Source organism: Hyphomonas atlantica corrig., from assembly GCF_017795365.1.
GTDB classification, from domain to species: domain Bacteria; phylum Pseudomonadota; class Alphaproteobacteria; order Caulobacterales; family Hyphomonadaceae; genus Hyphomonas; species Hyphomonas atlantica.
In genome coordinates this window covers 2,736,797-2,750,131 of record NZ_CP051254.1, presented here as the reverse complement: position 1 = coordinate 2,750,131, position 13,335 = coordinate 2,736,797, and the positions used below count along the sequence as shown (strand labels likewise).

The 13,335-nt window shown below is 55.4% G+C and carries 12 protein-coding genes; 8 read left to right on the top strand and 4 right to left on the bottom strand.

From position 1 onward, the window contains the following. Nucleotides 1-91 precede the first annotated feature (91 nt). Entirely contained in the window at nt 92-1,312 is a 1,221-nt protein-coding gene (locus HF931_RS13290; protein ID WP_035552073.1) for an NADP-dependent isocitrate dehydrogenase, read from the bottom strand. Between the two features lie 147 nt (nt 1,313-1,459). On the opposite strand from HF931_RS13290, the gene HF931_RS13285 reads away from it, so the two are divergent. The 3 genes from HF931_RS13285 to HF931_RS13275 all read left to right on the top strand — a co-directional run bounded on the left by HF931_RS13285 (nt 1,460) and on the right by HF931_RS13275 (nt 4,424). Further along, nucleotides 1,460-2,386 (top strand): hypothetical protein, encoded by a 927-nt coding sequence (locus tag HF931_RS13285; protein WP_035552071.1) that lies wholly within the window; start codon nt 1,460-1,462, stop codon nt 2,384-2,386. Between the two features lie 63 nt (nt 2,387-2,449). Further along, nucleotides 2,450-3,202: an RNA methyltransferase gene (locus HF931_RS13280; RefSeq protein ID WP_035552068.1), complete on the top strand. Its 753-nt coding sequence runs from the start codon at nt 2,450-2,452 to the stop codon at nt 3,200-3,202. Then, nucleotides 3,192-4,424 carry a TIGR03862 family flavoprotein gene (locus tag HF931_RS13275; protein ID WP_035552066.1) on the top strand — a complete coding sequence of 411 codons (1,233 nt, stop codon included), beginning with the start codon at nt 3,192-3,194 and terminating at the stop codon, nt 4,422-4,424. The genes HF931_RS13280 and HF931_RS13275 overlap by 11 nt, the downstream gene beginning before the upstream one ends. On the opposite strand, the gene HF931_RS13270 is transcribed toward HF931_RS13275, so the two are convergent. After that, the gene (locus HF931_RS13270) at nt 4,425-5,189 is read right to left on the bottom strand and encodes a crotonase/enoyl-CoA hydratase family protein (RefSeq protein WP_035552064.1); all 765 of its coding nucleotides are present in this window, start codon (nt 5,187-5,189) and stop codon (nt 4,425-4,427) included. A gap of 112 nt (nt 5,190-5,301) precedes the next feature. Here HF931_RS13270 and HF931_RS13265 point away from each other — a divergent pair, with 112 nt between their 5' ends. Both HF931_RS13265 and HF931_RS13260 read left to right on the top strand, forming a co-directional pair. After that, complete coding sequence (locus HF931_RS13265) at nt 5,302-6,495, top strand: acyl-CoA dehydrogenase family protein (RefSeq protein ID WP_035552063.1); 1,194 nt, start codon at nt 5,302-5,304, stop codon at nt 6,493-6,495. A gap of 4 nt (nt 6,496-6,499) precedes the next feature. Beyond that, complete coding sequence (locus HF931_RS13260) at nt 6,500-7,540, top strand: acyl-CoA dehydrogenase family protein (protein ID WP_035552060.1); 1,041 nt, start codon at nt 6,500-6,502, stop codon at nt 7,538-7,540. Here the strand turns inward: HF931_RS13260 and HF931_RS13255 are convergent. After that, on the bottom strand, nt 7,537-8,490 hold the full coding sequence (locus tag HF931_RS13255) for a LysR family transcriptional regulator (RefSeq protein ID WP_035552057.1): 954 nt from the start codon (nt 8,488-8,490) through the stop codon (nt 7,537-7,539). The genes HF931_RS13260 and HF931_RS13255 overlap by 4 nt on opposite strands. Before the next feature lie 64 nt (nt 8,491-8,554). Between HF931_RS13255 and HF931_RS13250 the strand changes: the two genes are divergently transcribed. Then, the gene (locus HF931_RS13250) at nt 8,555-9,133 is read left to right on the top strand and encodes a hypothetical protein (protein WP_155841852.1); all 579 of its coding nucleotides are present in this window, start codon (nt 8,555-8,557) and stop codon (nt 9,131-9,133) included. Continuing rightward, nucleotides 9,130-9,762 carry a GNAT family N-acetyltransferase gene (locus HF931_RS13245; RefSeq protein ID WP_241764185.1) on the top strand — a complete coding sequence of 211 codons (633 nt, stop codon included), beginning with the start codon at nt 9,130-9,132 and terminating at the stop codon, nt 9,760-9,762. Before HF931_RS13250 ends, HF931_RS13245 begins: the two co-directional genes overlap by 4 nt. 181 nt (nt 9,763-9,943) lie before the next feature. Here the strand turns inward: HF931_RS13245 and HF931_RS13240 are convergent, their stop codons facing one another. Further along, nucleotides 9,944-10,723, bottom strand: a complete 780-nt coding sequence (locus HF931_RS13240; RefSeq protein ID WP_273240457.1) for a hypothetical protein — start codon at nt 10,721-10,723, stop codon at nt 9,944-9,946. A 1,355-nt stretch (nt 10,724-12,078) separates the two neighbouring features. Here HF931_RS13240 and HF931_RS13235 point away from each other — a divergent pair. Next, a complete protein-coding gene (locus tag HF931_RS13235; RefSeq protein WP_273240455.1) occupies nt 12,079-12,894 on the top strand; it encodes a hypothetical protein in 816 nt (271 codons plus the stop codon). Nucleotides 12,895-13,335: the final 441 nt, after the last annotated feature.

The following is a 13,335-nucleotide window of genomic DNA, read 5'->3' as shown; positions in this document are numbered from 1 at the left end:
GGTGCATGGTTCGTGCTGAAACACCTTTTCTGACAACGAAAAAGCCCCGCAGTTTCCTGCGGGGCTCAACTTTAATCTGGTCCTGCAGGGATCAGGATTTGGACATGGCTTCCTGGAAGTTCTTGTCCACCGCTTCGATGAAGCCTTCGGTCGTCAGCCATTCCTGGTCCGGGCCGACGAGCAGGGCGAGGTCCTTGGTCATCTGGCCGTTCTCAACCGTCTTGATGATGGTCTCTTCCAGCTTCTGAGCGAACGCACGTACATCCGGCGTGTCGTCCATGCGGCCACGGTGGTCGAGACCACGCGTCCAGGCGAACATGGAGGCAATGGAGTTGGTCGACGTCGCTTCGCCCTTCTGGTGGTTACGGTAGTGACGCGTCACCGTGCCGTGTGCAGCTTCAGCTTCCACCGTGTTGCCATCCGGCGTCATCAGAACGGACGTCATCAGACCAAGCGAACCATAGCCCTGAGCGACCGTGTCGGACTGCACGTCGCCGTCATAGTTCTTACAAGCCCAGACATATCCGCCGGACCACTTCATGGCTGCCGCAACCATGTCGTCGATGAGGCGGTGCTCATAGGTGCCGCCGAATTCGGCGAACTTGTCAGCGAACTCATTGTCGAACACTTCCTGGAAGATGTCCTTGAAGCGGCCATCATAGGCTTTCAGGATTGTGTTCTTTGTCGATAGGTAAACCGGCCATTTGCGCTGCAGTCCATAGTTCATGCTGGCGCGGGCAAAGTCGCGGATCGACTCGTCCAGATTGTACATGCCCATGGCAATACCGGAGGATGGGAAGTCGAAGACCTCAAATTCCTTGGAGTCGGAGCCGTCGGATGCTTCCCATTTCATGGTCAGCTTGCCCTTGCCCGGCACAAGGAAGTCTGTCGCCTTGTACTGGTCGCCGAAGGCGTGACGGCCAACGACCACCGGCTGCGTCCAGCCGGGTACGAGGCGCGGCACGTTGGAAATCACGATCGGCTCGCGGAAGACGACGCCGCCCAGAATGTTGCGGATCGTGCCGTTTGGCGAGCGCCACATCTTCTTCAGATCGAATTCCTCAACGCGAGCTTCGTCCGGCGTGATCGTCGCACATTTGACAGCGACGCCGTACTGCTTCGTTGCATTGGCCGCATCGACGGTGATCTGGTCATCCGTTTCGTCGCGCTTCTGGATCGACAGGTCGTAATATTTCAGGTCGACATCGAGATAAGGGTGAATCAGTTTGTCCTTGATCATCTGCCAGATGATCCGGGTCATCTCATCCCCGTCCATCTCGACGATCGGGTTTTTGACCTTGATTTTCGCCATGTGCATGCTTCCTTTGCCATTCAAACGGTTTGGGCTCGGCTATAGCAGGTGTTTGGCCCGCGTCAAAAGAGCGGTTTGGCACTTCGGCGGTTCAGCTGTCATTCAGCCAAAAAGTGTTTGATCGACCGACGGATGGGGGACGCCGGGATGGTGATTTCAAGATTTCTGTTTGCAGGACTAAGTCTGTGGCTTGGGATTGGTTTATCGGCGTCTGGCTATCCGATTGATGATCTGAGTCTATACGAGAAAGTATATCTGGAAGGCATGGTCACAAACTCGCCGGTGCTGATCATCGATATTGATCGAGCGGGCAACCGGGTAAAGGTGCAGGAAGATGACGGCTTTTCCAAATGGGTGCCTGCTGGTCGCATCATGTCGAAATGGGAAAACCGCACGGATGCCATGAAAAAAGTCGGCGGGATCGGTCTGATCGCCTACTGTGTCTATAAGGTTCCAGATTGCGACTCCGCACGCCTTGGCAGCATGCTGTATCAAAATGAGTATGTTCCAGGCGCCCCTCTGCCCAAGGTAGGGGGTGGCTTCGTTCCGTTCGTTTCTTCGCCACGCGATTCCGATCCGGCGCGGCAGGCAAAATCAGGCGGCGTACCTGATTTCATGAACCCCGACACGTTCGAACGAATTCCCGGTGCCGCGCAAGATGGGGCATCCGGACAATCCGCTTCACTTCCACCGTCTTCGGATCTGTCGAAGTCGCCTGATGTTCCAGAAGTGGGAACGGTCGAGGCTGCAATTAATGCCGGGATGATAAGGTTTCATGTCGAAAATGGGTGTCAGGAGGCGGTGGAGATCGAATACGCATTGCAGACTCCAAACTTTCAACGGGCGTCTCCCTTCGTGATTGCGCTGGATCCCGGCGAGCGCAAAGGTGTTAAGCTTGGGTCCCATTCGGAATTTGATCGAGCTTCGATTCTGTACATCCATGCCAAAAGCCAAGGCCACGAGTGGGGTGGGGCCGAGCTGATCACGATTGACGGCAAAACTCAGAAGTTCATGGAGCCATCCTATACAACACTCCCAAATCAAATTCGCCTCGTTCGACTAACTTGCGAATAGATGGCCCGGTAAGGGCAGCGATGCTTGTTGACGTTCCAGGGCTGAATGGGCACTGGAGGCTGCATGTCAAATCCTGCAATTATTCTTCATTCGCCGCAGCTTGGCGAGAATATCGGTGCCGCCGCGCGCGTCATGCGCAATTTCGGTCTTACAGATTTGCGCCTCGTCACGCCGCGGGACGGCTGGCCGAACCCAGCGGCCGACACGATGTCCGCTGGCGCGTTCGAGGCCGGTGTCACAGTGCAGGTTTTCGAGAACCTCCCGGATGCGCTGGAGGGCATCATGTGGTTGGCCGCCGCCACGGCGCGTCTGAGGGGAATCGAAAAGCGCGTGGGCGACGCTGCCGACGCCGCTGACGCCGCGTTCGAGCGTCTCGGCGCCGGCCAGTCCGCCATCATGTTCGGGGCGGAGAAGTCCGGCCTCCCGAATGATGCGGTGGCTGTGTCGGACTTTCTTATGACCTATCCGGTGGACCCGGACTTCAAGAGCCTGAACCTCGCCCAGGCCGTTTGCGTTTTCTGCGCTGAATGGGGCAAGCGTCGCGAGGATGCGGACCGGGTGATTTCTCAAGACAAGGCGAAACTGGGCGAACCGGCTCCACGCGATGAACTCTACCGCATGTTTGAGCATTTCGAGGACGAACTGGCGCGCGCGGGGTACTTCTTCCCGCCCGAAAAGACGCCGCTGATGAAGGACAATCTGCGCGCCGCGCTGATCCGGGCCGACTGGACACGCCAGGAGGTGCAGACGTTCCGTGGCGCGATCAAGGCGCTGGCCCTGGGGCGCGGCAAGGCCCGGGTCGATCGTGACGATTGACGCCCCGCTCGATGCGGCTGTGATTGGCGCGGGACCTGCCGGACTCATGGCGGCGGAAATGATCGCGGATGCGGGGCGCCGCGTTGCTGTGTTCGAGGCCATGCCCAGCCCGGCCAGGAAATTCCTGATGGCCGGCAAGAGTGGACTGAACATCACCCATGTCGCCAGCGATGCAGACCTTGCGGCAGTCTATCCGAACGCACCCCAGCGCCTCTTGCAGGCCGTCACGGACTTTGGCCCATCCAGAATTCAGGACTGGATGGCACAGCTGGGTGTTCAGCCGCTGACCGGTCCGACCGGGCGCGTTTTTCCAGAACAGATGAAAGCGTCACCCCTGCTCAGGGCGTGGCTGGCACGTCTGGAAAGCAAAGGTGTGGAACTGCATACCCGTCATCATTGGATCGGGTGGGAAGAGTCCGGCGAACTTATCTTCCTCACGCCGGACGGGCAAAGGAGTATCCCGTGTCGTGCCCAGATTTTCTCGCTGGGTGGAGCAAGTTGGAAACGGCTGGGGTCAGACGGTTCGTGGCTTCCGGCATTTGAAACACTGGGCGTTCCTGTATCGCCCTTCCGCCCGTCGAATTGCGGCCTGAGGATCAATTGGTCGGACAGGATGCAAGCCGAATTTGCGGGCGCGCCCGTCAAGAATGTAGCCGTGCGCTTCGAAGACCAATCAAGCCGGGAGGAGTTCGTGATTACCTCGCGTGGTATGGAAAGCGGGGCTGTGTTCACCCTGTCTCTCAGCGTTCGCGATGCGCTAGAGCGCGCATGCGAAGCCACGATCCATCTTGATCTTCTGCCAGATGTTTCTGCTGAAGACGTTCGACACCGCCTTTCAAGGCCGCGAGGCAAACAGTCCCTGTCCAACCATCTTCGCAAGACGCTGAACCTGGCCGGAGTGAAGCGGGCATTGCTTTTCGAATTCGGTGGGCTGGAAGCGGCTGAAGCTCCAGATCAACTTGCCCGTCTGATTAAGCACTTGCCCGTGCCGGTCATCGGCCTTTTTCCTCTGGATGAAGCCATATCGACGGATGGCGGAATATCCTTTGAGGCGCTGGATGACCACTTCATGCTGAAACATCGTCCCGGACGGTTTTTCGCCGGCGAGATGCTGGACTGGGACGCGCCAACCGGGGGCTATTTGCTCACGGCATGTCTTGCCACCGGACGCGCAGCGGGGCGTGGCGCAGTCCGGTGGCTCAACAATGCGGAGAATACTTGACTAACGCCCCTTCCAGACGGGTGCACGCTTTTCGATAAAGGCCTTGGGGCCTTCCTTGAAGTCTTCTGTGCCAACGATGCTGGCAAACGCCTTGCCGCTGTCCTTCCAGAGTTCATCATCGCTCTTGCTGGTAGCGTCCATAGCAACGGCGCGGCTTGCAGACACCGCAAGAGGCGCGTTCGCTGTGATCCTGGCAGCCAGTGCCTCTGCTTCTTTCATCACGTCAGCTTCTGGCACGACCTTGTTGACCATACCAAGCTCATATGCGCGTTGAGACGGAAGTGGATCACCCGTCAAGATCGCTTCGAGTGCAACAGCCCTTCCGATTGCGCGGGGCAGCCGAAACAGACCACCGGCACCTGCAACGAGCGACCGTTTCACTTCGGGAAGGCCGAAGTTTGTATCGTCGGCGCATACAATCATGTCGCAGGACAAGGCGATTTCGGTACCGCCAGCGAGCGCTGAACCGGTGATTGCTGCAATTAGCGGCTTTGTGCGTTCACGACGCGCGATGCCAGCGAAACCACCCTTCTTCGTGGAGAGCGCTGCGCCATTACCTGCAGAAATCTCCTTCAGGTCTGCGCCTGCACAGAATGCCTTGCCGACAGCGGTGAGAATGCCCACCCAAACCTCCGGATCCGCTTCCATCTGGTCAATGGCGGCTTCCATTGTGCTGGCCATTTCGCCATTGATTGCGTTGCGCGCTTCCGGGCGGTTCATCGTGATGATCGCGACATTGCCTTGTTTCTTGTATTCGACGGGCATTGAGTGTCCTCCTTTGATGAAACTCAGCTAGCCAGCTTTACGCTACGGTGTGCAAGACTCAGTTCAATTTTGGTGTTGCCGGACCTTGGGGAAGTCGTTCGAGACTTGTTTCATGGACCTGACACTTAGCCCCGAATATGCCGAATTTCGTGACCATGTCGCGGAAACGCTCAAAACCAATGCCCACCTTGCGCCCGGACCGAACGACAAGGGACTGAAGCATCCGAAACGACTCGCCTGGCAGGCCTTCCTGATAAAGGAAGGGCTCACGGCGAGGACAATACCAACTGAGTATGGGGGGTACGGCGCTGAACCGGATATTCTGAAGTCACGCATCATTGCTGAAGAGTTTGCGCGATCCGGTTTGCCAAGACCGCTTGCCGGACAAGGAATATCCATGTTGGTTCCTACCTTGCTGGAACTCGGTACGCCGGAGCAGAAAGCAGCCTATATAGAGCGAACGCTGAAGGGAGAACTGATCTGGTGTCAGGGATATTCCGAACCCGGAGCAGGATCGGATCTGGCTGCGCTGCGAACAAGTGCGGTGGAAGATGGCGATGACTTTGTCATCAACGGCCAAAAGATATGGACGTCTACCGCACGACAGGCCGACATGATTTTCTGTTTGGTGCGAACCGATCCTGAAGCGAAAAAACATCACGGCATAACCTACATTCTTTTCCCGATGGATATTCCGGGTATCGAAGTTCGTCCGCTCGTAGACATGACGGGTGCTGCCAATTTCAACGAGGTTTTCTTCACAGATGTGCGCGTGCCGAAAAGCGGAGTGGTGTTCGAGGTCAATAAGGGCTGGCAGGTCGCCAATGCTACGCTGACCCATGAACGGGGCATGTTGGGGGACCCCAACGCGACGAAAGCTCGCTTTGTTGAACTGGTCGAACTGATGAAGTCGGAAATCTTCAACGGAGAGCGCTTGATCGACAATCCAGTACTGAGGGATCGATTGATGGCGTTGCAGGCTGAAGTCTACGCCATGCAAGCCAATGGGCTACGTATCATGACCAGTCGCCTAAAAAGAGAGTCCGCAGGAATTGCGGGGCTGATTGTTAAGCTGCAAGGTTGTGAACTCAATCATCAGATCGCGGGGCTGGCGATCGATGCGTTGGGGGAACTTGGCGTGCTCTATGAGGAGGGTGAGCATCTTCGTGCAGGCGGAAGCTGGCAATGGAGATACATGTACGACCTCGGACTGATCATCGGTGGGGGCACAGCCCAGATACAGAAGAATATTATTTCTGAGCGCGGTCTTGGAATGCCGCGTGAACCAAAATTGGTGAGAGGATAAAGCTATGGAGTTTGGACTCTCAGAAGATCAGGTGATGCTTCAGGAAACTATCCGGCGTTTTGTTGCTGATGAGGCCTCCCTGGATACAATTCGCGCAATTGCGGACCAAGAGAGCGGCGCTCAGAATGTTCTGGACGAAAAGATCGCCGCGTTGGGTTTGGATGGATTGCTGGTTCCTGAACCAGAGGGCGGTTCAGGACTCGGGGTTCTTGACGCCATTCTTGTTCAAGAGTGTTTCGGGTACGGACTTGTGCCGTCTAGATTTCTGGCAAACACGGTAGCGGCTTATGCTTTTGGCGCGAGCGGTTCGGAACTTGCTGGTAATATAGCGTCCGGTGCTGCCAAATTTGGTTTGGTTTTGAACGATGTTGTTTCCCGCCGGGACTCCTCCGGTATACAGGTTAGTGGCACGTCGGTAACCGGGAAATCGCTCATGGCTATTAATGTACGCGATGCAACGCATCTTCTGTTCTATTCGGATGATGCGATTCATTGTGGCGCGCCTGACGAGACAAGCGTTGTTAAAACTATTGACCGGACACGTGAATTCTTTGAGGTGGCTGTCGCGGGCGCCGATCCGGACGCAAAGACTGCTGACGTCGAACAAGTGTTTGCGGTTGCATCTGTATTGATCGCTTCGGACACGCTCGGCGCTGCTCAAGCGATGCTGGACAAGGCCGTGGTGTATGCATCTGAGCGTGAACAGTTCGGCCGTGTGATCGGATCGTTTCAGGCCGTCAAGCATCTGTGCGCCGAAATGGCGGCGAAGCTCGAACCATGTCGTGCCTTGCTTTGGCATGCCGCGCACGCAATTGACGAGAACGACGACGAGGCGATCACCATGGCATATCTCGCGAAGGCGCACATGTCTGACGTGGCGACATTTATCGCGCGCACGTCAACTGAGGTGCATGGTGGTATGGGGTTCACGGATTTAGTCGGGCTACACTATTGGTTCAAACGTATCGGCGTTAACCGGCAATTGTTTGGAACGCCAATGGTGCTTCGTGAACGGGCGGCGAGACAGCAAGGCCTCGTTGCCTAGCCTAAATTCAATGTGACATTCAATTGCCGGAACCAATCACTTTCTGTTGGTGAGAACAGCCCCACAAGCCAATCAAGAAACCCATCGGCGCTTTTCACTCTTCGCAAACGCGGAGACTGTGTGAGCCAAATATCCAGGGCGGGAAGACCGGGGATGGGGCAGGCAATGACGTCAGGATACCGATGTATGATATGCGTTGGAAGAATGGCGGGGGATACTCCAGCGCTACAGAACGAGATCATCGCTTCCATGCTGTTCATACGGCGCATCATATCCAGACCCGGGAACAGTGTACGGGATTGTTCCAGTTGGGAGGCGTAGGACGCATGCACGAGCGCGTGCGCTTGGGTTAAGTCGGAAACCGATGCGGGAGTCCCGTTCGATAATTTCCAGTCGGACGAAACGAATGCCGCAAAGTGGGAGCGGCCTATCCGGCGTGAAATCTGGTCCGGGTTTCTGGGGCGATACGTCTGGATCGAAATGTCCCAGGCCGAGTCCTGCGATTCTAACGATGAGTTGCTGATTGAAACATCTATTGTGAGTTCGGGATTGAGTAGTTGAAACTCTGCAAGTCGCGGCACAATCCAGTATTGAGCCAGTGGTTCATTGCAGACGAGGTGGATTGCACGTCCGACGTCGTTTGCCACAGAGCCGACCTCTATTTGGGCAGCATGAATTGTGTCAGCCATTAGATCCGCGTGACGTAACAATGTTCGGCCGGCATCGGTGAGGTCTACGCCGGTATGGTTCCGTTGGAACAGTTCCGCCTGGAGCGCAGCTTCAAGATCGGTCACCCGTCGGCTGATGGTCGGCAATGAACCGCCCAACACGATTGCAGCGGCGCTCATGCTGCCCGTTTTGGCCACAGCCCTGAACACACGCAGCCTGTCCCAATCGAACTGATCGAACGGCGCTTCACCGCCTATCGTGTGTGAAAGCCCCCGTTTCATTCTGTGCCGAAGTCGCCCGCCTGAAACTGTGTCATGGAAATTAACCATCTAATGGAGAAATTTCATGAATGCAACGCAGACTAGAAAAATGGTGGTTGCGGATGTGGATCCTTTGGCCTTCGAGAGACGAGCAGGCGACTTCGGGTTCAGATTGGCCACACGCAGCGAGCTCGACCAGGCCGTAGCGATGGCTGAAGAACTAATCGACGGGAAGCTGGCCTCCGTTGATTCTATCGCGGATATGAACAATTGGACGGGAATGACGGCTTGGGTCACTGGTGATCCTGTCGACGGAGTTTTTCTCACACTGCCCCTGACAGAGGCAGGAGAAAGCGCTGTGCGAGACGGTTCATACAATCCTGCGAAACCCCTGAAGGCGCACTTGGCCAACATGGGACGGTGTGTTTCGGCGTTTTACGTCGGTGTTTATGCGGGCAAGACGTACGAGGCACGAAAGAAGATCATGACCGTTTCCGCGGTCCTGCGCGTTGAAATGTTCGGGGCATTTCCCGCATATGCGCGCGGCGCGACGGCAGACGGTCGCCGGTCGATGGAAAGTCTGGGCTTTCAGAAATTTGAAGGCGGGCTTCCGGATTTATACGTGCAGCCGCCATTCCAAACGCTGATGGACCAGGCTTCGTGACTGGGGCGCGCAATCGGATCGGAGAGCAAGTATTGCTGCGCCCCGTGCCGCCGGAAGCCTACCTGTCTTACACGGCGGAGATGGTCAGAACGCTTGATGAATATCATCAGGTTAGCGCCATTCGGGCCGCAGTCTTCCTATCCGAGCAAGACTGCCCTTATGAAGAAGAATTTGACGGCAACGATCTATGCGCCACGCATTTCCTGTTAAAGGCGAAGGGGCGGCCGGTCGGAACTTTGCGGATCAGATGGTTTGCTGACTTCGCAAAGCTTGAGCGCATCGTATTGTTGCCCTGCCAACGCGGCCGACCAGGTCTGCGTGTACTGCTCGCGACGGCGTTTGAGCTGGTCGCCCGCAAGGGATACGAACGAATGATCGGCCAGATTCAAGCGCGCTTATGGCCAGTCTGGTCGCGGACGTTCAGGTGTCGTTTGATAGATGGCCGAGCTCCATTCTGGTTCTCCGATTATGAGTATCGGGAGATCGAGATATTCATCCCACGCCATCCTAAGGCACTTCAGATGCTTGAGGACCCGTACCTCATTATCCGACCCGAAGGTGCCTGGGATGAGCCCGGGGTTCTGGAGGCATCTGCCCAGAGGAGCAATTCAGGAGAACAGGCAGCTTAAGGAGACGCGATTTCACTGGAAATGGTGCCCGGGGGCGGTGTGGATTGGCGTAACTAATCCCGAGAAAACCCAATAGATTCAGGTGTTCGCGGAGATGTGGATAGCTCGGCACACTGCCATTTGCAAGGCTGGGTGTATCATTAGGGGGTCATTGGGTGTGTCAGAGTGTGTGGTACTGCACCTAGGGAGCGACGATGGTTTCGGTTGCACCGGTGAGAGTGATATTGCTGAAGCTAAGAAAAACTTCTTCTGTGTCGTACCTGTCCAACCAACGCCGGATCGGCATGATTAGTGTGACGTTGGTCACATCGTCAGCTCTATCGCCTTCAATCACTGCCTCTACGTGAACTAGTATGGAGTGCTTCGAGGTAACGGGCGTAGAATCGCTGTAGTCGAACATTGTGCAAATGTGGCTGCATTCATCGATGCCGTTAACACTGGTCGTGGTCGTTTCACTAAAAGCTGTTCGCACTTTGACATCTCTCATGTCAGAAATAGCAAACCGCCTCGTGTTTCTTTTGTTGTTCGTGAGAATGAAAGAGATGCTGATCTTCTCGCCAACCCGAGTGGCAGATTTGAGTTCGGCAACGATTCCGTCAGCTGAAATAATGAAGCCGTTGTCGATGCGGCTTCTGCATTCCTCTGGAATGATGGCGAACGGGGATTCGACCGTCGCGCGTGCCCGCTCAAGCGAACTCAACGACTCGGACGCGCTCTCAATCTCCTGCACAAACGCGAGCATCATAGACCGCACAGCTGAGTCGCACTCAAGGGATTCACCGCTGAGAGTGGACCGTTCGACGGGTTTCTGGTCCGTATCCGTCAACACCACGGCAGTAGGGTAGAAATTTGGACGGTTAAGCGCATAGGCAACTGCGGACGAGCCCATAACGCAAAGCACAGCAATGACCGCTCCAAAAATAGCAACTCGTCGGTTCGTCCAATCTGGTAGTTTCCTCATACAGCTAGAATCCCCTCAGCACGTCTATAGATCACTCTTAAGGTTTCGACGGATTGAGGTATAGCCCGGGCCTCTACTTGAGGTGGCGGTTTCAAGAGCTTAAGGTGGTGTCGGGTCGTTACTAAGGTGCGCCGTGAAGATTCGCGTATTTTTGATTGCACTCGTTTGTGCTGGAGGTTGCTTGCACGCAGCTGTCGGCGAGGAAAGGTTGCGTGACGAGGTAAACTTGGCACCGCTAGCTTGGGCGCAAATTGAGTGTGCAGTGTATTCTAATTATGCTGAACAACCGAGCGTTCGAGAACCCTCCAATATTCTCGCGGACGCTGGCATCAATAACCTCATCGCATTCTTGGAGGCTTTCAAAGCGGGGCGTATCTCGCAAGAAGACATTGGGTCTAAGGTGCCGACGGGTATCGCCCTAAACCTGCAAGGTTCTTGGGTTTCAGCTGATTTCCTAGCTGGCAGGCTATACCAGACAATCTTCACGGATGCCTCAGACAGTGTCTGGAAGTATGGGCCGGGAGACGGTGATCGCTTTGGGGAGTACCGGCCCCAAGAGTTGCGGCCTCTCGTTGCAGAGAATTTGTACTTCACAAACAATTGCCACCTACTGGTGCCTTGAATTGATGGAGAGAGCCAATGTTCAAAGTCTGCACAGTGTTCATCGCTTCGTTGTTCTTAGTCCCTATTGCGTCCGCAGACCCATGTGAGGCGGACCTGCCTTCTAAGGCTGGCACCGTGTTCACCGGCAAGGTGAAGTACATTGTCGATGGGGACGGTATTTGCGTAGGAACTTCGTCCGACAATAACACTTGGATTGAGGTGCGCCTTGTGGATTTCAATGCGCCCGAGTTGAGCACCCCAGAGGGCAAGCTCGCTAAGAAGTAAATGAAGAAGCTGGCGATGGGTAAGCGTGCCCAGTGCGTTACCAAACGAGGTAGGACTGGCCGGACAACCTCATGGGACAGGGTCCACGCAAGCTGCATGATTGAGGGTGCTAGTCTCGCCAGCCTGCTGAGAGAGGCGGGTGTCCCTGAGGGTGGCAATTAGGGGAGCATTGGGCCCTCTCAAAAGGACAGCCGAACACTCTGGCATGCCTATACCAGGCAAATGGAGCGTTGATGAAATCCAGGGGGAATCAGCTATTCTTAGCGGGTTAAGAAGCCTTAAAGGTGCAATCCAGTGATTGGGAGCGAAGTAACATATCAGTTGAGCGAGTTGGAGCTATATAAGGCAACATCGCTGTGAGATCGCTGCTCGGTATTTTGCGGAGAGGGGTCTGCGCGGCTATATGCATAGGTTGTGCTCTAGGCGCGCAGTCTCAAAATGTTGTTGATGCTCCGCAACAAGAGTCCGTGGAAACAGATGGTCAGCGATTGTCTGTTCCAAACCCGTTGCCTGTAACTATCGTTGAATCTGAAGAACAAGCTCTTGATCGAAAGTCCATTCTGGAGCGAACCGAGCTTCTAGAGCAGGATAATTTAGTCGCACAACAGGGCGTGAACGCAGCCACGCAGAGAATGGCAGACTATGCTCTGTGGCAAACAATGCTGGTGTTTATCGGTACTGTGGCGCTCCTATTCACGCTTTACTTGACCCGGCAGGCAAACAAAGCTGCCCAAAATGCGGTTCGGGTAACTGAGCGGATTGGAAGAGCGCAACTAAAGGCAAACATTGAAGTCACGGGTGGAAGATTTGTGATCGACTCCGACGACACGTTTAAGGCTTTTTTGGTGTTTAGGAACACGGGCCAATCTTCAGCCAAGATCATTCGGTTTGATCAAGAATTAAGCTGCCTCAAACAAGAGTACACTTCGCCCCCTAGAGCCTTCAAAACCTCCCGGTTTCCAGAGTGGACAGTTCCGGCTGGTGAAAGCCGTTGGCATCCAATTGGCGAGGACGCTGACGACGCAGACTTCGTGGAGGCTGTAGAGGGTGTGAAGCACGATGGCCACGTTTGGCTCAGAGGAACCGTTCATTGGGTCAACTTGTTGGACGGCAGCGAAGAGCGAATAAACTTTGATTTGAGCACACTCAATCCTTTTGAGCATTTCGGGAAGTCTATTCCCGGGCGTGTAGTCGGCCAACTCTGGGTGCTTGGCGAGCTAAACGCTGACTATGAGCCACCAGAAGTTTGGAGTAAGCGTGCTCAAGGGGGCACCGGGGAATAGGCGGTCTTTCCTAATGATGTTCCTACAGTGCCGACACGGTGGTGCCGTAGTCCGGCATCGATGTGCCAGATAGAACTCTAGGAAACTCAATGCCTTTATCTAGGCCCGACTTAGATCTGCTCTGCAAATGGCGCTGAGGCGATACACCGACGGTACACTGCCGAGCACCGGAGCGGCGGAACGGGTGTTTGTCAGATCGACTTTAGGAGACCCCCTACGGGGGAATCTCGGGGAGGCGTTAGGGGTCATAAGGGCGCTTAGATTTTTGCTGCCGTTTTCAATCTAGGTTGTGTACGCTCAGGCGAGTGAGTGGCCTAAATTCTCAGTCGCAAGACTACGTTTCGAGCAAGCGGCTCTATGCCTCTGTATGGGGGGCAGTAGAGAGCGCTGCCGGGTGGGGCGCTCAGGATTAGTCGCTACCGCGTAACCTTCAGGATACTC